Here is a 19,534-nt window from a genome sequence, read left to right on the forward strand (position 1 = left end):
GGAGATTTCACCTAAAACCAAATCTGGATGCCGAAAAATCATTTAGTAGACAACTGAAGTATAAGTTCAGCCTTGCTTAGCACATTGGGTAATCCAGAGGAGTCTTTACCTCCTGCTGTGGCAAAAAAGGGCTGGCCACCTCCCCCGCCTTTAATTACTTTAGCCAATTCTTTGACCATTTGTCCAGCATTCAGTCCTCTTTCGTTTACCAGAGAATCACTGATCACAACGGCAACCTGAGGTTTGCCGCCGATATCTGCCGCTAAAACGGCCACCAGACTATCCATCTCATTTTTCAATTCAAAGGACAATTTTTTCAGTGACTCTGCATGAGGCAATTTAATCAAACCAAGGATTAATTGGTAACCGTTCAAGGATTTTGCCTGATTTTTTAAGCTTTGTTTGATTTGTTCTGTCTCCTTCAGCTGAAGCCCCTCTATTTCCCTCCTTAAATTGGTCCGCTCGTCAATCAAACTTTGTATGGCCCCTATCAAATCCTTCGGGCTTTTCATAATTTCCTGTAAATCCTGTATCAATTGAAATTGGCGATTGACATATTCTTCGGCCCTATGGCCCGTTAAAGCCTCAATTCGGCGTACTCCGGCGGCGATAGATGTTTCTGATACAATTTTAAAGTAACCGATTTCACCAGTTGCCTGCGCGTGGGTTCCTCCACACAATTCAATAGAAAAGGAAGGATCAAAAGCGATAACCCGCACATGGTCCCCATATTTTTCCCCAAAAAGGGCAGTAGCACCCATGGCTTTTGCCTGAGCAATTGGCACATTCCGCCGTTCATCCAAAGAAATATTTTCTCTGATCTTTTCATTAACAATACATTCTACCTGATCCAGCTCTTCCGCAGTCATTTTGGCAAAATGGGAAAAATCAAACCTGAGTAGTTTTTCATTGACCAGAGACCCTTTCTGTTGCACATGTTGTCCCAATACTTGTTTTAAAGCAGCCTGTAACAAATGGGTGGCTGAATGATTGTTTTTGGTCCACTTTCTTTTAGTGGCATCCACCTGACAGAAAAATTCACTTTCGGTGAACTCCGGCAATTTGTCCACCTTGTGTACGATCAAGTCATTTTCTTTCCGGGTATCCAATACCCGGATCGTTTCGTTTCCATTGGACAGGGTGCCTGTATCCCCTACCTGTCCTCCGCTTTCTGCATAAAAAGGCGTTTCTGTCAAAACCAACTGAAAACTGCTTTCCTTTTTATCTTTTATTTTCCGGAATTTTATGATTTTAGCCTGTGTGCTTAAGGCATCATACCCGACAAATACCGATGTATCCTCCTCATTCACCATTACCCAATCCCCGGTTTCCAATGTGGCAGCAGAACGGGAGCGGGCCTTTTGTACTTTCATGGACGCCATAAACCCCCTCTCATCTACACTTAAGCCATTTTCTCTGGCAATTAGCGAAGTTAGGTCCAGTGGGAATCCATAGGTATCATACAGCTCAAAAGCCACTTCCCCCGGGAGAATTTGTTCATTTTTTGCTTTCATGGATTCCTGGATACTTTCCAGGTTTTTCAATCCCTTATCCAAGGTTCTGAGGAAGGCCTGCTCTTCTTCATGGATAACCTTTCCGATGAAATCGGTTTGTTCTTTTACTTCAGGGAAAAACTCCCCAAAATTCTCTGACAAAATCGGCACCAAATGGTATAAGAAGGGGGATTTAAGTTCCAAAAACGTGTATCCATACCTCACAGCCCTGCGAAGAATCCTCCTGATCACATATCCTGCCTTATTGTTGGAAGGCAACTGACCGTCTGCGATAGTGAATGCGATAGCACGGATATGATCCACTACCACCCTGAAGGCAATGTCGGTTTTTTCTGACTGCCCGTAGGAAAAGCCCGAAAGTGATTCAATCTTTGCTATGAAGGGAGTAAAAAGGTCGGTGTCATAGTTAGACTTCTTCTGTTGTATCACCCTTACCAGGCGTTCCAACCCCATGCCGGTATCCACATGCCTGGCAGGCAATTCCTTTAAACGCTTATCGGAAAATCTATTGAATTGGATGAACACCAAATTCCATATTTCTATTACCTGGGGATGGTCAGCATTTACCAATTCCCTGCCGGGAATCCTGTCGATTTCTTCCTGCTCACGCATATCGATATGAATTTCAGAACAAGGGCCGCAGGGGCCGGATTCACCCATCTCCCAAAAATTATCTTTTTTGGACCCATACAATATCCTATCCTTTTCAACCAGGCTTTCCCAAATGGAAAAAGCTTCCTTGTCTTCATCCAAACCATCCTCGCTATCCCCTCCAAAAACTGTGACATACATGCGCTCTGTGGGTAATTGATACACATCCGTCAACAATTCCCAAGCCCAATGTATGGCCTCTTTTTTAAAATAGTCACCAAATGACCAGTTTCCAAGCATTTCAAACATGGTATGGTGGTAGGTGTCTACCCCCACTTCCTCCAAATCATTGTGTTTTCCTGAAACCCTAAGACACTTTTGACTGTTGGTAACTCGTAGGATATCCGGAATTTCGTTTCCCAGGAAAAAATCTTTAAATTGATTCATACCTGCATTGGTAAACATCAATGTAGGGTCATTCTTGACAACGATTGGGGATGAGGGAACAAATTGATGCTTTTTTGATTGAAAAAATTCAATAAAATGGCTTCTTATTTGTTTGGAATTCATGTTTATTTAGCTTAAACTTGATAAGTTGGAATCTTTGATATTTTTGGATTATCTTTGTGCCCAAACACCCAAATGAATGGCTCTCAGGATGTAACACGATCACCCGGGTTTTTCAGAATACAAAATTAAGAGTTTTAACGTACTATTTGTTAAATGAGTAGAATAAAATATTATTACGATCCCAAAACCTGCAAGTATGAAAGGTATGTCAGGAGTAAATGGGATGTAACCCTTAACGTTTTAGGTTTTTTATCCCTTTCTTCCATTTTGGCAGTGGGTATCCTTTTGGTTTTTCATTATTATTTTGACAGCCCCAAAGAATTGATGCTGAAGAAAGAAAACAGAGAACTGAAACTGTACTATGAGCTTTTGGAGCAAGAGGTCGGGCAACTGAACACCATGATGGCAGATCTTCAGGAAAGGGATGACAATTTGTACAGGGTTATCTTTGAATCTGAGCCGATCCCCAACTCAGTAAGAAAAGCCGGTTTCGGAGGTTCAGACAGATTCAGGGAGATCAAAGAAAAAGGGCTGAACCAGGAGAAAATGATCATTTCTGTTTCCAGTAAAGTGGAAACCCTCAAAAGACAGCTTTTTATTCAATGGGAATCCTACAATGAACTGTCCGAAACGGCCATGAACAAGGAGGAATATTGGGCTTCCATTCCGGCTATCCAGCCCATTCACAATGAAGAATTAAACAGATTGGCATCCGGATATGGGATCAGGCTACACCCCATTTTAAAAGTAAGAAAAATGCACACCGGGGTTGACTTTTCTGCTCCAAAAGGAACACCCATCTATGCTACCGGAGACGGAGTGGTCAAGCAAGTTCGAACCGAATTTGGAGGTTACGGCAAATCCATTATTATCGATCATGGATTTGGCTTCAATACCAGATATGCGCACATGAATGATTTTAACGTTAGGGTAGGTGATAAAATCAAAAGGGGTGATAAGATCGGAACCGTTGGGAATACAGGTTCCTCTACTGCCCCGCATGTTCATTATGAGGTAATAAAAGACAACAAATATGTCAACCCGGTCAATTATTTCTTTAAGGACCTGGAGCCTAGTGAATTTGATAAAATACTTGAGCTTGCCTCCAGAGAGAATCAATCTCTTTCTTAAGCAGTGTACAGGTATAGCTGATTTTGAAAAGCCTTCCCTCACTTGATGAGTGAAGGCTTTTTCGTTCTACCCGAAACGATGACCTGTTGCTCCAAATTCGAAGACCTGAATTATGTATGAACCGGATAGACAAATTAACTGCCCTGATCGTCCCATTTAGCTCCTTTGTTGGTTATAGGAAGCAGAAAAGAGAAACCAGTCTCTTCATGCCAAGGATTCACAGGGCTTAATCCTTTTCAAGGTCAAAAATGAAGGTTTTTCCTTGAAATTAGATTGATCTCAGGTTATATAAAGTTCAGGTATTACAATTAACGGATTATTTTTTTATTTTTGATTGTAAAAAAGACCAATCCATTGCCATACAAAGAAAAGGAAATAGAAAAGAAATATTATTCTATCGGCGAAGTTGCAGAAAAGTTTAAAGTTGCTACTTCATTGATCCGGTATTGGGAGGGTGAGTTTGATATCATCAAGCCCAAAAAGGATAAAAAAGGAAACCGAAGATTTACCAGGGAAGACCTGGATAAAATCCAGCTGATCTATCACCTGGTAAAAGAAAAGGGGTATACCCTTGCCGGTGCACAGGAAATCATTAAAAAGGACCTGCATAAAATCCAGGATACCGCCTCCATGATTCAAAGTTTACATGAAATCAGAAGCTTTTTGACGGAAATCAGGGATAATCTGGATGCCAACCAAGGAGAAAAATAAGTTATTACACAATCTGGCACTCAGTCTATTCCCAAACTTAGGGCCGAATATATTCAAAACCATCATCAATTATTGCGGGTCTGCTGAGGGTTTCTTCAATCTTTCCCAGGGAAAAGCAATGAAAATACCCGGCATTGGGCCAAAGCTTTTGGCTTACAGGAAAGGGAAAGATACCTATTTGAAAGAAGCTTCAAACTTAATTGAAACTGCTGAAAAACAAGGTATTGAGATTCACTGCTACCTGGAGGCCAATTACCCGGGAAGGTTGAAGTCTGTTCCTGATGCTCCTCCTTTTCTTTTCTCAAAAGGAAACTTAAACCCTAATCCAAAAAGGACCGTAGGCATCGTTGGCACCAGAAATGCCACCGCTTATGGAAGGAGTATTACCCAAAAAATCACTGAAGAACTTGCCAGGTTTCAGCCCACCGTCATCAGTGGGCTAGCTTATGGTATTGACATTGAGGCGCACAGGGCAGCCATTTCAAACAAAATCCCAACCATTGCCATACTTGGCTCTGATGTAAATACCATTTATCCTGCAGCCCACAAAAAAACTGCCGAACAAATGAAAGAAAACGGGGGCCTGATAAGTGAATTTAAAATGGGAGCTGCTTTAAATCCCAGTAATTTCCCCCAAAGAAACCGCATTATCGCAGGCTTGTCCGATGCCCTTATCGTGGTGGAAGCAGCCAAAAAAGGAGGTGCTTTAATTACCGCCGAAATTGCCTACAGTTACAACAGAGAAGTTTTTGCCGTTCCTGGAAACTTACAATCCCAATACAGTGAGGGTTGTAATAATCTTATCAGAAACATGAAAGCTGGTATCTATATGGGGCCTGGAGAAATTGTGGAATCCCTATCCTGGGATAAGGAAAACGATATGCCCACACATGCTCCAACGCTTACGGACACTTCAGATCTGGACCCGATGGAACTAAAAGTACTGGAACGCTTGTATGAAAAAACGGAAGCTGAAATCGACTGGTTGAGCAGAGACCTGAATATCCCCATTCCCCAGTTGGCAGTCAAATTATTAAACCTGGAATTTTTGGGTTTTGTCAAAGCCATCCCTGGCAAAAAATACCAATGGACACGCCCAAGGTAAGATATCTCACCATTAAGCCGCTTAATTAAAGATAAATGTTTAAATTGAAAAAACTACCACTAAACAAACTCATTATGAAAAATTCATTTGTTTTCTTAGGCTTTTTGTTGATTTTAATAAGCTCCTGTTCTCCGGAAACCAAAGAATCTGAGGATAGTCTTCCAATGAAAGTGGCCAAAGCTTATGGCTTTGATCATTTGGATGAAGTCAAATCCATTTCCTATACCTGGAATGTCCGAAGAGACAGTGCCACTGTGCTGGTTAGGGATTGGGCATGGGATTTGGATAAAGGTGAAGTATCCTATTCAGGACAGGACACCACTGCCACCTATTTACTTGCCAACAAAACTGAAGCAGTTGAAAGTGTGGACCAGAAATTCATCAACGACAAATATTGGCTGCTTTTTCCTTTTCAGCTGGGTTGGGATGAGGGTTATGAAGCTGAAATTATTGAAAATCAGCGTTCACCCATTAATGCTGACCCTACCACAAAAATCATTATCCGCTACAACGATTCAGACGGGTATACCCCTGGGGATGCTTATGACATTTATATCGATGAAAACCACATGATCAAAGAGTGGGTGTTCCGGAGAGGAGACGGTCCCGAAGGAAGGGCCTTTACCTGGGAAAACGTTGCTGATTTTGGCAACATTAAAATTGCACAAGATCATCGTTTGGAAAATGGGGAAAAGATCATTTGGTTTACAAATGTTGAAGTAGTAAAAAAGTAAGCAAACCGAATTCAGGTTATCAAGTAAAATCCAGGCACAAAAAAACCGGCAAAACCGGTTTTTTTGTGCCTGGATTATTTTTGCCCCCTACACATAATTACTCAACATTACCGGCATGACCAGCATCAGAATATCCTCATTCTCACTCATATCGGATGGCAAGATCAAACCCGCCCTGTTCGGAGCACTGAATTTAAGCGTCACTTCTTTGGCAGAAATATTATTGAGCATTTCAACCAGGAATTTGGCATTGAATCCTATTTCAATATCCTCACCCTCATGTTCACAGGAAAGCCTTTCATTGGCTTCATTGGAAAAGTCCAGGTCTTCGGCAGATACCTGAAGTTCACTTCCGGTAAGTTTTAGCCTTACCTGATGGGTGGTCTTGTTGGCATAGATGGCTATTCTCCTGAGCGAGCCCAAAAATTCCTGCCTGTTGATAACCATGTCATTATTGTTGTCCTGTGGGATGACATTTTCATAATCAGGAAACCGTTCATCGATCAACCTACAGATCATTTTAATATGGTTGAATTTAAAGTAGGCGTTGCTGTTGTTAAATTCCACAGTAACCGGCACATTCTCTGAAGGAAGAGTGGTCTTCAATAAGTTCAAGGCCTTTCTGGGCACAATGATACTGGTGGCTTCAGGGGAGGCAATGTCCACCCTCCTGTACCTGATCAGCCTGTGTCCGTCGGTAGCCACAAAAGTAGTATTGGTTTCACTTAGGTTGATGTACACCCCGGTCATTGCCGGTCTGAGTTCATCGTTACTTGTCGCAAATATGGTATTGGCAATGGCATTGCTCAGGATCTCAGTGGACATTTCCACAGAAGAAGCATTGGTAACGCCCGGAATCCTGGGAAAATCAGTAGCGTTTTCACCTGACAACTTGTATCGGCCATTATCCGAACTGATTTCTACGCTGTAAGTTTCCTTATCTATGCTAAAAGTCACCGGTTGCTCAGGAAGGTTCTTTAGGGTTTCAATCAATATCCTGGCAGGAACCGCAATATTTCCGTCTTCTTTCGCCTCCACCTCTATCTCAGTCATCATAGAAGTCTGCAAATCTGAAGCTGTAACGGTGAGTTTACTGTCTTTAATTTCAAAAAGAAAATTTTCCAAAATCGGCACTACCGGATTGGTAGTCACTACTCCGTTGATGGATGACAGGTGCTTCAGAAGTGATGAAGAAGAAACAATAAATTTCATATGTATAATCTTTTATAAGTAGGTCAAATATAAATCACTGTTTGTTATAAGCACCACAAAAATGATGATATCAGGAACCATTAGCCTTTCGGCTTCGCTTTATTTGATTCCACTCATTCATCCAATGGATTTAACAGGGTAAAGTTATAAATAAAATCATAAAAGGCCTCATCAGGAATTGAATTGATGGTATAAAATTAACCTGATTGGGCCAATTCTCCTTGTTCACCCCTTTTCATATTTCCTTTTTCTGAAAACATATTGCAGATAACCCAAAAATAAGATCATTGCTACAGGGAAAAAGATATTGATGGATTGCCAGAGCGTTTTTTGCTGCTTTATTTTCACCTTATTCAAAGGCCTGATTTGAAATTCCTTTCTTTTGGCTGCCATTATTCCCTGCGGATCCACCAGGTAGTTTACGGCATGCTGCAAAAATTCCCTGTTGGCCATTACATTTTCCGAGTAAGGATTCGCTCCTAAGGGGACAGGACTTTTTTCCCGGGGGTCTATCCAGCTTTTTACAATATCCGCATCACCAGCTACCAATACCCTGCCCTGATTGCTCTCCGGAATAAATGCCCCTTCATCAAATTCCTCTGGCACAAACCTGTTTTTGAAAAAGGAAGTAAAGTTGCCTTCCAAAAGGTAGACCAGGGGAAGGCTTCCTGAGGTAAAAGAGTTCACATCGGGTTCTGATGACATATCTTCAAAGGCCACCCTGACAGGGGCACTTTGTTTTTTGCTGTATTCACTGCTGAATATCAAGGGGGTTTTACTTACCCCATCCGCTTTTACCGTATCCAGGGTACTCGCAAAGCGAAACTGTACCTGATCCAAACCTTTGGTAATGGGATGATCGGCCATTTTACCCGCCTGTATGTAAAAAGGCCAGGGTAAAGAAATGATCTGAGCCTGATCTCCAAATTCTCCGGCAACTACCGGGTGGTAACCAAAATTGAGATCTTGAATAAGGTCCCGGTTGATCCGTACACCATAACGAAACAGCAAATCATCAAGTCCTGTATCAAAAGGCATGGCTACCGTACCGTCTCCTCCCGCTTCCTCAAGATTTACCGCCATCTGGTCAACGAAAAACAACAGGTTTCCTCCATACATCAGGTACTGATCAAGAAGGTATTTTTCGCGCTCCCCGTAAGCTTCCCTGGGCCCTGCCACCAGTAAAGCCTCAAAGGTCAAAAGGTCCTCTACTGATTCTGCCTGGTCAAAAGGGACTTTATATACCTCATAATCTTCATTCAGTGCCTCCACCATGCCAAAACCTTCGTCCTCATCCATCTCTCCTTGACCGATAATAACACCTACCGCCCTTCTGTTTCGGGTATACAGCCTTTTTATTGCCTGGCTGATTTCGAATTCAAGGTTTTCTATGGATAAATTGAGGATTTCATCCGGCCCCATTCCCATCTCTCCTTTCAGTAACAATACGCCTAATTCGTAGTCCTGGCTTCGCAACATGATGCCCGGAAAAATCAATTTAGTGGTTTGGGCTCCATTTTGTGTGCTGTAAAGATTGGTTGGGTTTATCCCATAAGCAGCCAGCTTCTGAATGTAATTATCTCTGGATGCCTTATCCATTTGCAAAGGATCATTGTATACTATATTGATGTCCTCATTGCTATAGGCGCGAAAGATCTTCAGGGTTTCTACTATTCCCTTTTGAAAACGCATCATTCCGGGCGGTAAATCGCCATTCAGCAACACCTCTACCTCCAGAGGACTATCCATATTTGCCAATACTTCTTTCGTAGCCTTGCCGATAGTAAACCGCCCTTCTTCGGTAAGATCCAGTCTGAATTTCCACCATTCACTCAAGCTCAGAACCAGGACCCAAATGAGCAGGATGGCCAACAGCCCGAGAAGCATATTTTTGTTATTCTTATTCATGTCTCCCGATCAAAATCCATGTAAATACCAGCCAGGTCAGGATCATACCAAAAAAATAAAACAGGTTTTCTGATACGATGACCCCTCTACCCATTTGTTCGTAATGAAAGCTGATCCCCATACTTTCCAGAAATAAAGCCCATTCGCCTGTGGTCAGTGCAGCCAGTGCTCCCAAGCCTCCATAGAGCAGAAAACAAATAAACACAGCAATGACGAATGCCACTATTTGATTGGAAGTGAGGGATGAACTGAACAAACCAATGGCTGCAAATAAGGCCCCCAGCAGTAACAAGCCTATATACGCACCAAAAAAACCAGCACTATCAATATTTCCAACCGGATCACCCAGCTGCACGATGCTCAGATAGTAAATCAAAGTAGGCAAAAGGGTAAAAAATATCAACACCAGGGAGGCAAAATACTTGGCCAATAGGATGTGATGGCTTCTAAGGGGAGATGTTTTGAGCAACTCCCAGGTCCCGGACTTTTTTTCTTCGGCCACCATCCTCATGGTGATCGCAGGAATCAGGAAAACAAAAACAAAGGGTGTATAGCTGAACAAAGGATCCAGATCAGCATATCCATAATCGAGCACACTGGTACCTGGAAAAACCCAGACAATCAGTCCCAGGGCAACCAAAAAGATACTGGTAATCAGGTAAGCGGCAAGGTTGCTGAAAAATGCATTTACTTCTTTAAAGAAAAGGCTCAACATACCTTAATTTTGGGTTAATCTGTAAAATACCGACTCCAGGTTCTTTTCCTCTTGTCTGATACTGACTAAATTCAATTGCTTGTCCCGGATCAATACCAACAGCTCTTGCCTTAATCTTTTTGGGTCCTCACAGGAAAATTCAATCCTGCAGGGGTTGGTGTGGGCAAAATGACTGTAAGCCATTCCTTCCAACCAGGACTTCTGCACCGGTTCTTCTGTTTCCAGAATAAGATGAAAATCTTCCTGGCCGGATTTGAGCTGCTTCAAGAGGTCCTGGGCTACAATTTTACCTTTATGAATGATCACCACTTTGTCGCAAAGCGCTTCAACTTCCTGCATGATATGCGTACTGAGAATCAACGTTTTATTGGCACTTACATGCTTGATCAACTGTCTTATTTCAACCAGCTGATTGGGATCAAGACCAGATGTAGGCTCGTCCAAAATGATGATTTCAGGATCATGTAATAAACTTTTGGCCAGGCCTACCCTTTGTTTATACCCCTTTGACAGCAACCCGATTTTTTTGTTCCGTTCGGCCATCAACCCGCATTGCTCCATCACCAATTGTATCCTTCCCTTAAGAAATTTGCCATCCATCTGGTACAATCCCCCCATAAAAGAGAGAAATTCTGAAATGTACATTTCCGGGTACAAGGGATTGTGTTCCGGTAGATAGCCCATCAATTTACTGGCTGTTTTCGGATGTTTATCCACGGCAATACCATTTACCAATACCTCCCCAGCATCAGCGGTGAGGTAACCAGTCAGAATTTTCATTGTTGTTGATTTCCCTGCCCCGTTTGGACCTAAAAACCCCAGCACCTGACCAGGATTGGCTTGAAAACTTATTTCTTTCAAAACCTGCTGATCACCGAAACTTTTGGAAAGCTGCTGAATGGATATGGACATAATAGCAATTAACGCTAAATTCAATTGAATCTGACAAACTTGGATAGGTTTTAATCAGTAATTACACTTTCCCACATAAGGGAAAAACGCTACCCCTTGCCAAATCTTGTCTACACAAATCCAAAAAATCAATCAAAGGCTGCTTCAAATCCCTATATGCATCTACCAAATTGGAAAACTTTCGCAAAGCAAATGCATCCAAAGGACGGAAGTTCACACTTTTGATTTCAAGCAGCCTCTGTTAAGGAATTTCTATGGCTCAAGTGCCTTGACTCCTGGCAGGACTTTGCCTTCCATGAGTTCGAGTAAGGCTCCCCCACCTGTAGAAACGAATGATACCCTTTCTCCAAATCCGAACTTATTGACTGCAGCAGCAGAATCTCCTCCACCGATCAGTGTAAAAGCTCCTTTTTCCGTAGCGGAAACAACTGCCTCAGCTATGGATTTGGTACCTTTTTCGAAACTACTCATTTCAAATACACCCATCGGACCATTCCATAAGACGGTTTTTGAGGAAAGAATTACTTCAGCGAATTTCTTTCTGCTTTCAGGCCCGATGTCCAATCCCATCCAGCCATCAGGAATTTCCCCTTTTCGGGCAGTCCCTTGTTCTGCATCATTGGCAAAGGCCTTTGAAGTAACAGAATCCTCTGGTAAATAGAGATTGACATTTTTTTGTTTTGCCTTTTCTACCAACTGTAAGGCCAATTCCATTTTATCTGCTTCCAGCAGGGAATCACCTATATTTCCTCCCTGTGCTTTGGCGAAAGTATAAGACATACCACCCCCAATTATCAGGTTATCTACCTTGTCCAGTAATTTGTCTATCAGCAGTATTTTGTCGGAGATTTTAGCCCCTCCCATGATGGCAGTAAAAGGCCTTTCCGGTTCTCCCAAAACCTTCTCGGCATTTTTCAACTCGGCGTTCATCAGGTATCCGGCAACTTTATCGTTAAAAAATTCTGCCACCACCGCAGTAGAGGCATGCGCCCTGTGGGCAGTCCCAAAAGCATCATTGACGTAGATGTCTCCCAATTTGGCCAATTTTCCGGCAAATTCCTTATCTCCTTTTTCTTCTTCCTTATAAAACCTGAGATTTTCCAAAAGCAAAACTTCACCTGGATTTAAACTAGTGGCCAACTGGCTGGCTTCACGACCTATGCAATCTTTGGCAAACTGCACGGATAACTCCAATTGCTTATTCAACTCCGTAATGATATGCCGCAGGGAAAACTTATCTTCAGGACCTGATTTTGGCCTTCCCAAATGGGACATTAGAATGACAGCTCCTCCGTCCTTTAGGATTTTTTTGATGGTAGGTAGAGCCGAAACAATCCGGGTATCGTCTGTAACATTGAAATTATCGTCCAGGGGTACATTAAAATCCACCCTAACCAGGGCTTTTTTTCCCTTAAAATCAACATTATCCACAATTTTAATTCTTTTATTCATACGTTGTAGGTTTAAAACTCATTCAAAAATAAGCATTTTATTTGGCAGAAGCCCGTCTCAACCGGTCATTTATGGCTTTTCCCAAATTAATTTCCGGAAGCTCTTCCGCCAGAATAATTTCCGCTTTTGAATTATCCAATGCTCTCATGGCAAAAAACAGGTTTCTTGCTGCCTCATCGTAGTCTCCCTCAGGGCTCAATACAAACTGCAAGTCAGCGGGCACCTCCGGTATTGACCGGCTAAAAGTAAGGACTGCAAAAACAGTTCCTTTCTGTCGATGCTTGATCATTAATTCGTCCAGATTTCCAAGAACCATTGGTTTTCTGGGAGCATAATGGCTCTTTAACATACCTGGTGATTTGGGGTTGCTACTGGACTGAGGTAAAATCAACACTTTCCCAACGACCGATTCAATGTGATTGACAGAAATTCCGCCAAGCCGGTAAATGATTACCTGTCCCTGCTCCATTCCCACAATGGTGCTTTCCAGTCCCACCTCGCAGGTTCCTCCATCTAAAATATAAGGCACTTTTTTACCCAACTGGTCCTGAACATGTTTGGCTGCTGTAGGGCTGATATAGCCAAATGGGTTTGCGCTGGGTGCTGCCAGGGGAAAATTCAGGGTTTGCAATAGTTCCCGGGTCAATGGATGCCTGGGAACCCTTACGCCTACGGTATCTAAACCACTGGTGACCAAATCAGAAATAGCTTTCCTTTTCGGTAATAATAATGTCAGGGGACCAGGCCAGAACTTTTTGGCCAGTAGTGCCAATTCCTCAGGAATTTCCCTTACATATTCCTTTACCTTTTCAATGTCACAAAGATGTATGATCAAAGGGTCAAAACTGGGCCTTTTCTTGGTTTTAAATATGGCAAGGACCGCATTTTCATCCAGCGCATTCCCCGCCAGTCCATATACCGTTTCTGTGGGTATGGCTACCAGTTTCCCGGAAGACAACAGGGAAGCGGCTTTTTCTATGTCTTTTCCTATCTCTGCCATTATTCCTCACAGAATTCATCAATCCATTCTTTGGCCTGCGTATAGCCCAGAGAAAGGGCCATCTTTAATTGGGTGCATCCAGCTTCCTTGTTTCCCAAAGCACTCATTTCAGTCACTCCAAGCAGGTAATAGGCAGAAGCATTGCGTTGATCCAGCCTGACCACTTCATTTAAAGTGGCAATGGCGGTAAGGGGGTCATTGTTTCCCAATAAGGCTTTTGATTTGTTAAAAAGCACTCGGGTATCCTCTGGGTTACCCTTTAGGGCCATGTCAAAATCCACCAATGCATCGTCGTACATTTCCAATCCCAATAAGGCCAGGCCCCTGTTGTAATAAATATCTGGCTGATTAAAATCCAGGCCATTTGCCATATTATAGTCATACAAAGCCTCTTTAAAGGCCTCCTTTTCCATCAGGGCATTTCCACGATTAAAATAAGGTTTATAATTGGTGCTATCCAATGCTATGGATTTGCTGAAGGAAGCTATGGCTTCGTCCCATTTTTCCAATTCAAAAAAGGCCACCCCCCTGGCGTTATAGGCAGCGGGATAGTCCCCTTCTTTCTGTACCACCCGGTCAAAATACTCAATGGCTTGCTGGTACTCCTGTCTCTCCAAAGCAGCTACTCCGGCATCAAATAAATCTTCAGCAGACGGTTGACAAGCGCTTAGGAGTAATAAAAAAGCGAAAATATTGAAAAGGGGTTTGTGCATTTTGATTTTTTTTGCAAAGATAGGAATTAACGGGTGTAGCATCCCTATAAATCCGGCACAAAAACCAAAAGCAATCGTATGGTCTACAATAGAATTTCTGACCTGCTGGTTTTTTCCAACATCCTTAAAATGGAACCCTCATAACCGACCAATTCGGCCGTCATGTCAAAACCCACCCAGGCCAGGTCTTTGCTCTCGGGACTGATGACCAGGGGTTCATCCATTTCTGCTTCTATCAAAAACCTGACATCATAATGAATGTGTTGGGGATCTTTGGCATTGGCGGGTATAATGTGTCTGTCCAGATCAAAAATGAAACGGTCTACCAGCCGCAGGGAGGTCAGTCCACTTTCTTCCCTGGCTTCATCCATGGCCACTTCCAGGAGATTTTCATTCCCATCTGCATGGCCGCCCAATTGTAACCATTTTTGCAATTTACGGTGCAGGGTGAGTAAGGTATGGGTTCGCCTTTTATTCACAATCCATGCTGATGCCGTAAAATGTCCCTCTTTTCGATCCCTGCTAAAAGCCATGGGATCATCCAGGAGTGCTAAAAAATCAGGTATCATCGCCTTTTCTTCTTCGAAAGGAGTCCTGTAATTCCCGATAAAATTTTTTAGAAGTATACTATCCATATATTTAGTCTGCTTTGAATAATTGATCCATAAACTGCTCGAAAGGTGCTGGTTTGAAGTACAACCTGTCAGCATAAACTGTCACCAACACTTTCAGGAAATTGGGTTTATTGTTCAGGTAAATTTTTTCCAAACTAATGTTACCAAACAATTGATCAATTTTATTTTCAGGATCTGTTACGGATAAGGGAGGTTTAAAATAGTATTTCTCCGTAACCCTTACAAGATCATGTATTTCCTCTATTTTTCGATCCAGGCTAACCTTCCTGTACCCCAATCCCAGGATTCCCTGCCCCAGTGCAATGAATAACCTGGAAAAATCAACATTTGTCAAGGGTGCCTGGAAACTCACCGCAAAGCCATTGGCATAAGGTGACTGCAGCACATGCACCTCCGGTGCTTTATTGACACCGGCCTTTTTCAAATGATAATTATCATAAATACTTTTTAAGGTTGCTTTTCCCTGGGGTGAATTTGCCCAACCGAGGGCCTTGTCCTCTTCCTCTCTGGAAATAGTGAAATTCTCCCTGATGGCTAACTTACTATTTTTTCCGGGAAAGAGACCTCCCAACAAATCATCAATAAATTTCATTTAATTCTGATTTTACCATTTTCCCCGGTAGCAATTAAGCCCTCATCTTCCATCTCCCTGATCAAGCCTACCGTGTGTTCACTTAGCCTTTCTCCTGCAAGTTGTATTAATTCCTCTAAAGAAAACGCTTCTCCCTCCGCTAAAGTTTTAAGTATTTTTTCTCCTATTCTTTTATTGACTACTTCAGCTTCCTTTTCTTTCTTCTTTTGGATACAGGTATCACAAATACCGCAAGTAAAATCATTCTTTTCCTCAAAATAATCCAAAATAACAGCAGTTCGGCAAATTTTATTATTTTTGACATAGGCAATCATTTGCGCTGCTTTCTCCCTGGCCCTTGTCCTTCTAAGGGCAATCCTTTTTTTGTCCAGTGGAAGGGAGCCCGCGTCCAGCCTGGGCGTTAAAAAGGTCACCTGAGGCTGGTCCTTTTTACCGGAATAGGCCGCCAGACCCAGATCCTCCAATTTTCGCAACATTTTGCCTACTTCTTTTTCTGAAACTTGCATCAGTTGAGCGATTTTGTTCTCCTGAATGCGGATATAATTGACAAACAATTCTCCCCCATAAAGTCTGAGCAGCAACTTGATCAAAGGGTCCAGGCTGGCATAGGCAATTTGGGCCTCATATATTTTAGTCTGGGAAACCAGAAAATGCAGGGATGAAGGCAGGAAAACACTTTCAGAAAACAGGAGCAAGCCTTCTTCCTGCAATACTTTAATCGCATTGTAAGCCAGTTTGACATCTAAAGCATAGGCGTTGGCAAAATCCGGGAAATCGAAATCAAAGCTACTCATTTGGGCACTTCCTACGGCTATGCGGTAATAATTGGCCAGGCATTGGTACACCCGCTTGATCAATTCCTCAGGAGGATAGGCATTTTCCGCCATTTCCGTTAAGCCCAGACAATCCTGTTCCCTTGTGATCAAAACTGCATAAGCCTTGATCCCATCTCTACCTGCCCTTCCTGCCTCCTGGTAATAGTTTTCCAGATTTTCAGGTAAATCAAGGTGTAAGACTACCCTGACATCGGGCTTGTCTATCCCCATACCAAATGCATTGGTGGCCACCATAACGCGGGTTTTGCCCTGTATCCAATCCATTTGCCGTTGGTTTCGAACGGTCTGCTCCAGTCCGGCATGGTAATAAGTGGCTGAAATACCCAGTTTTTGCAAGTATTGTGCGGTCTCTTTGGTTCCTTTACGGCTCCTAAGGTAAACAATGGCACTTCCCGGGACTTTCTGCAAAATTGAAAATGCCTGCTCTATCTTGTTTTCTGCCCAGCGCACCACATAGGATAAATTGGATCGCGCAAATGACTGGACAAAAACCCTTGGATTTTTCAGGTGGAGTTTTTCTAAAATGTCCTTTCTAACGGCTAAGGTAGCAGAAGCGGTCAGGGCAATAACAGGTACATGTGGGGCCAGTTCCCTGATTTTTACAATCTCCAGATAAGCAGGCCGGAAGTCGTAACCCCACTGGGAAATACAATGTGCCTCATCTACCGCAATCAAATTGACATCCATCTTTTTGAACCGCTCAATAAATATTTCTGTTTTTAGGCGCTCTGGCGATACATAAAGAAATTTATAGTCTCCATAGACACAATTGTCCAGCAGGGTATCGATTTCCCGTTTTCTCATCCCTGAATGAATGGCCATTGCCTTGATCCCTCTTTTCCGCAATTGATCCACCTGGTCTTTCATCAGGGCTATCAGTGGGCTAATGACAAGGCAAATCCCCGGATTCATCAAAGCAGGTACCTGAAAACAAATGGATTTTCCCCCACCGGTAGGCATCAATGCCAGGGTATCCAGTCCTGCAACAGCAGAGAGCACGATCTCCTCCTGCAAAGGCCTGAAATCCTGGTAGCCGAAATGCTTTTTCAGCATAGCTATTGCCAATGTCTTCAATTGATCCATACCCGTATATAAGGGATTTTCCTTTTGTGTTTAAATTTTCTCCAAATTAATCCGCTTATCTGCCAATCACAAGGAAGCCCGACTATTGTTAAAACTTATTTTTATAGCCGTCTGGGGCAAGGAAGTTGGCATATTTGCGGGATCAAAAACCTGCCAATTGCCGGCTTCCCACAGATGCATATCCAACTTCCTTCCATCTGTAGGCAAGCGGCTATCCTTATCCAATGTCAGTCCTCTGCCACAGGGTAATTCAAGGTGAAGCAGGCTCCCATTATCTCTGAGTACCAAAAATTTACCCGATGTACCGGTAACCTTGATCCTATGGGGGAGGATTTCATAGTTGAATTCATCAGGTTTAACCTGCCAGGCCATGCTGTATAAATTGCCCCGATAGGTATAATCCAGAGCCATTCCTCCTTCAAGCCGGTAAATCACCAGGTAATTTTGATTGATTTTGAGGAAGGTTTTGAAAACCCTAAACCCTGAAAGTAAAAATAAAGTTACGAAAACAAGGATAAGGACAGGTTTCTTTCTTGTCTCAACCAGCAAATAAACAAAAAATAAAAATGCCCAGATCAATATCATTTCGGGTAGCTGAAAATATATCTGGTCAATTTTGGCAAAAGGCAAATGTTGCAGGCTGAATATGCCCGCATTCAGCAACTGAAGGGCAACATCCAGCAGATAGCCCATACCAGAGGCCAATAAGGGAAAAGAGGAAAACAATAAAAAAGGAATGCCCAATGACATGATCACAAAGGCTCCCGGGATGGCCAGTAAATTGGACAACATGAAATAGGTAGGGAAAACATTGAAATAATGAATGGCGAGTGGAAAAGTGGCCAATTGTGCGGCTATTCCTACCGTGATGATGTCCCAGAGATAGCTCAGCCATTTCGTTTCCGGATACCAGAGTTTGGCGATCAAGGGTTGAAAAAGAAGTATTCCCAACAATGCTGTGTAACTCAATTGAAAACCTACAGCATAAACCAAAAAAGGATCGTATACCAGCAAAACCAAGGCAGAAAGTGCTAAAGGATTGAAGATGGAAGGGTTCCTGGATTTGATTTGGGCCATGGAAATAAAGGTAAACATGGTAGCAGCGCGCAGAACGGATGGAGACAGGCCGGTAATAGCCGCATAAATCCAGATAAGGACCACTACCATAGTCAGAAATACCGCCCTTTTGTAACCCCTCATCTGATGCGGCTTAAAAAAGAGAAAGAAAAACCCATATATAATGCCCACATGTAAGCCCGAAACAGCAAGTATATGCATGGCTCCAGCTGTGGCATAAGCTTCCCCTATCTCCTCATCCAGGTCTGCCTTTTGTCCCAAAAGCAAGGCTTTGGCTATCTGGACGGCTGCCTCATCCTGCACATATTCGGCTATTTTTAACTCCAGGTATTGTCGCAATTTTAATATTCCCCCAGACCAGAAAGCCAATTCCTCCTTACCCAATACGGTAAAATCAGTGTCAATGAGATGACTAAAGTAAATCTGCTTTCCTGCCATGAAAGCGGCATAATCGAATGTTTCCGGATTTTTTGGCGGGGAAATCCTTTGCGGAGCACCTGAAACCAACAGGACAGTTCCCGGTTCCAAGGCCTTGCCTGAGCGATGGTAGACCTGTATTTTGCCATTCGCGGGTTTCCAGCCGGTAGTGGTTTCTATGGCAGAGACTTCCACCAAATTACCAATGCTCCTTGCCTTTTGCTGATCCAGCTCCTTTACCTCGGCCAGGTAGCCTGATATGTCTTCCTGATGAATGAGATGTTGCGGGTCATTGTTTACGTCATTGATCGCCGCCACCCATATGCCTGCTAAAAACAAGCTGGCGTAAGCCAAAACAGGCATCACAAAATAATAAGGCTTTCTGAAGGCTGGGCTGTATGCCGCCGACAAAACCGTAAAAACCACCCACAAAAGCAACAGGTAGATAAAAAAAAGAAAGGGCTCTAGCGGACCCCAATAGGGATACAGCAGCACCCCTGAAACAAAGAATACCGTGTACCTGACAAACGGAAATTCATTGAACTTCATAAAAAAAGAAAAATTGAAGCCTTTCCCTTGGTTCACCTATACATTCAACAACATTCCAGGAACCGAAGGATTAATCA

At 42.9% G+C, this 19,534-nt stretch carries 16 protein-coding genes; 4 read left to right on the forward strand and 12 right to left on the reverse strand.

Going from position 1 to position 19,534, the window contains the following annotated elements:
* Positions 1 to 38: 38 nt before the first annotated feature.
* Positions 39 to 2,675 (reverse strand): alanine--tRNA ligase, encoded by a 2,637-nt coding sequence (alaS, locus tag HUJ21_RS04635; RefSeq protein WP_291367760.1) that lies wholly within the window; start codon positions 2,673 to 2,675, stop codon positions 39 to 41.
* 153 nt (positions 2,676 to 2,828) lie between these two features.
* Here alaS and HUJ21_RS04640 point away from each other — a divergent pair, with 153 nt between their 5' ends.
* The 4 genes from HUJ21_RS04640 (at position 2,829) to HUJ21_RS04655 (ending at position 6,356) form a co-directional block, all read left to right on the forward strand.
* A complete protein-coding gene (locus HUJ21_RS04640) occupies positions 2,829 to 3,806 on the forward strand; it encodes a M23 family metallopeptidase (RefSeq protein WP_166142795.1) in 978 nt (325 codons plus the stop codon).
* A gap of 354 nt (positions 3,807 to 4,160) precedes the next feature.
* A complete protein-coding gene (locus HUJ21_RS04645) occupies positions 4,161 to 4,517 on the forward strand; it encodes a MerR family transcriptional regulator (protein WP_291367763.1) in 357 nt (118 codons plus the stop codon).
* A complete protein-coding gene (gene dprA / locus HUJ21_RS04650; protein WP_291367765.1) occupies positions 4,495 to 5,622 on the forward strand; it encodes a DNA-processing protein DprA in 1,128 nt (375 codons plus the stop codon). Before HUJ21_RS04645 ends, dprA begins: the two co-directional genes overlap by 23 nt.
* A gap of 74 nt (positions 5,623 to 5,696) precedes the next feature.
* On the forward strand, positions 5,697 to 6,356 hold the full coding sequence (locus HUJ21_RS04655; RefSeq protein WP_291367767.1) for a hypothetical protein: 660 nt from the start codon (positions 5,697 to 5,699) through the stop codon (positions 6,354 to 6,356).
* Between the two features lie 87 nt (positions 6,357 to 6,443).
* On the opposite strand, the gene dnaN is transcribed toward HUJ21_RS04655, so the two are convergent.
* The 11 genes from dnaN to HUJ21_RS04710 all read right to left on the reverse strand — a co-directional run bounded on the left by dnaN (position 6,444) and on the right by HUJ21_RS04710 (position 19,457).
* Positions 6,444 to 7,568, reverse strand: coding sequence for a DNA polymerase III subunit beta (gene dnaN, locus HUJ21_RS04660; RefSeq protein WP_166142787.1), 1,125 nt, complete (start codon positions 7,566 to 7,568; stop codon positions 6,444 to 6,446).
* A gap of 225 nt (positions 7,569 to 7,793) precedes the next feature.
* Complete coding sequence (gldG, locus tag HUJ21_RS04665) at positions 7,794 to 9,476, reverse strand: gliding motility-associated ABC transporter substrate-binding protein GldG (protein ID WP_291367770.1); 1,683 nt, start codon at positions 9,474 to 9,476, stop codon at positions 7,794 to 7,796.
* Positions 9,469 to 10,191: a gliding motility-associated ABC transporter permease subunit GldF gene (gene gldF / locus HUJ21_RS04670; protein WP_291367772.1), complete on the reverse strand. Its 723-nt coding sequence runs from the start codon at positions 10,189 to 10,191 to the stop codon at positions 9,469 to 9,471. Before gldF ends, gldG begins: the two co-directional genes overlap by 8 nt.
* Before the next feature lie 3 nt (positions 10,192 to 10,194).
* Positions 10,195 to 11,103 (reverse strand): gliding motility-associated ABC transporter ATP-binding subunit GldA, encoded by a 909-nt coding sequence (gene gldA / locus HUJ21_RS04675; RefSeq protein WP_291367774.1) that lies wholly within the window; start codon positions 11,101 to 11,103, stop codon positions 10,195 to 10,197.
* 252 nt (positions 11,104 to 11,355) lie between these two features.
* Positions 11,356 to 12,555, reverse strand: coding sequence for a phosphoglycerate kinase (locus tag HUJ21_RS04680; RefSeq protein WP_291367775.1), 1,200 nt, complete (start codon positions 12,553 to 12,555; stop codon positions 11,356 to 11,358).
* A 37-nt stretch (positions 12,556 to 12,592) separates the two neighbouring features.
* Positions 12,593 to 13,555, reverse strand: coding sequence for an L-threonylcarbamoyladenylate synthase (locus HUJ21_RS04685; protein WP_291367777.1), 963 nt, complete (start codon positions 13,553 to 13,555; stop codon positions 12,593 to 12,595).
* Positions 13,555 to 14,268 (reverse strand): tetratricopeptide repeat protein, encoded by a 714-nt coding sequence (locus tag HUJ21_RS04690; RefSeq protein ID WP_291367779.1) that lies wholly within the window; start codon positions 14,266 to 14,268, stop codon positions 13,555 to 13,557. The genes HUJ21_RS04685 and HUJ21_RS04690 overlap by 1 nt, the downstream gene beginning before the upstream one ends.
* An 83-nt stretch (positions 14,269 to 14,351) precedes the next feature.
* Positions 14,352 to 14,903: an NUDIX hydrolase gene (locus HUJ21_RS04695; protein WP_291367781.1), complete on the reverse strand. Its 552-nt coding sequence runs from the start codon at positions 14,901 to 14,903 to the stop codon at positions 14,352 to 14,354.
* Between the two features lie 4 nt (positions 14,904 to 14,907).
* The gene (locus HUJ21_RS04700) at positions 14,908 to 15,495 is read right to left on the reverse strand and encodes a hypothetical protein (protein WP_166142772.1); all 588 of its coding nucleotides are present in this window, start codon (positions 15,493 to 15,495) and stop codon (positions 14,908 to 14,910) included.
* The gene (locus HUJ21_RS04705; protein ID WP_291367783.1) at positions 15,492 to 17,414 is read right to left on the reverse strand and encodes an ATP-dependent DNA helicase RecQ; all 1,923 of its coding nucleotides are present in this window, start codon (positions 17,412 to 17,414) and stop codon (positions 15,492 to 15,494) included. The genes HUJ21_RS04700 and HUJ21_RS04705 overlap by 4 nt, the downstream gene beginning before the upstream one ends.
* Before the next feature lie 66 nt (positions 17,415 to 17,480).
* Entirely contained in the window at positions 17,481 to 19,457 is a 1,977-nt protein-coding gene (locus tag HUJ21_RS04710) for a ComEC/Rec2 family competence protein (RefSeq protein ID WP_291367785.1), read from the reverse strand.
* Positions 19,458 to 19,534 lie beyond the last annotated feature (77 nt).

This window comes from Cyclobacterium sp. (assembly GCF_014762705.1).
GTDB lineage: Bacteria > Bacteroidota > Bacteroidia > Cytophagales > Cyclobacteriaceae > Cyclobacterium.